The organism is Phytoamicus setariae, assembly GCF_016722925.1.
GTDB lineage: Bacteria > Pseudomonadota > Alphaproteobacteria > Rhizobiales > Rhizobiaceae > Rhizobium_E > Rhizobium_E setariae.
This window is the reverse complement of record NZ_JAEQNC010000034.1, coordinates 1-1,241: the sequence shown is the minus strand read 5'-3', so window position 1 is coordinate 1,241 and position 1,241 is coordinate 1. Positions and strand designations below refer to the sequence as shown.

Annotated in this window: 1 protein-coding gene; it reads right to left on the bottom strand. The window is 61.9% G+C overall.

What is annotated here, in order from left to right; all coding sequences use genetic code 11:
• Nucleotides 1-26: 26 nt before the first annotated feature.
• The coding region (locus JJB09_RS26470; RefSeq protein ID WP_246749005.1) for a sulfite oxidase at nucleotides 27-1,241 on the bottom strand (1,215 nt) is incomplete at its 5' end.

The window sequence follows — 1,241 nt, the reverse complement described above, 5'->3', positions numbered from 1 at the left end:
GCCGCCATTCCGCCCCATGCGGGTGATTAAATCACGAATTCCTCCTCGTACGTCTGTGGTTCGGGAACGACCGTAACCTCCACCGGAACGATCCAATTGGCCGCGTAGCTCTCGCAGTCGGAACGCTGGAGGTCGGGCTGCACGCACCCCGCCCCATCGATCGCGCGACATCGCAGTATATATCGCCCCACTTCTTCAGGGGTCCACATGTACTCCCACAAGCGCCATGCAAAGGGACTTTCTTTTTCGAGGAGCCTTCCCTCGCGCCAGCCCCTGCCATCTCCGGTGCAGACCTGCACCTGCCGGATAACAGCCTCGCCGCTCCAGGCGGCTCCGAAAATCCGGTACGGTTGGCCGGCGATGAGACGCGCCCCCTGTACGGGACGCGCGATCTGCGCTTTGACCTCCATCTCCGCGAGGGGGACCAGCCTGGGTTCCCCGAGGCTGCGCTCCCAACGGAAATAGTCGCGCGCCTGCCAGTAGCCAAGGAACGGTTGCTCCACAACCGTGATATGCGTGATCCACTTGACCCAAGCCATGCCGAACCAGCCACCCACGACCGCGCGTAGCGGGTAGCCGTGATCGCGCGTCAACGGCTCCTCGTTCATCGAATAGGCAAGGATCGTGCTGTCAGCGATGGCCTTCTCAAGCGGTAAACTGCGCGCAAAAGCGATGGGGCCGGGAGAAGCCGTTTTCTTGTTTGTGTCGACGACGCCGCTGTCGGCGCCTGCGAGCAGAACCTCACGTGCGGTTCGCTTAACGCCCGCCATTTCCAAAATCTCGCGCAGAAGAACACCTGTCCACGCGGCATTGCCGACGGCTCCGTTCTGCCACTGCAACCCCTCCTTCGGCGGCTCATAGTAGACGCGCCCGTTCCCTGCACACTCGACGACGGCGGTGAAAGTCGTGCTCCGCATCGCCTTGATGCTGTCGAGGTCAAGTTCGATCGGCCGCTCCACCGCCCCGCCAACGCGCAATCTCCAGTCTCGCGCATCGAGGTCCGGCGACGGGAAATGGTTTCGCACGAAGAACAGCTCGGTTGGGATCAGCCAATCGGAGAGCGACGCAAACGGAAACTCGGTGTTCTGTGGGGATTTCTGTCGAACTATTAGACTGGGTTGCTCTGGTGTCGGCATCGTCCTCGTCTCCTCTTCCAAGAGCACAACTTTGGCACTCGGTCGCGCGAATTCCGGTTCGATCACACCGCCCCTCGCAGTGCGTCTGTCGCGTTCCGCCTTCGG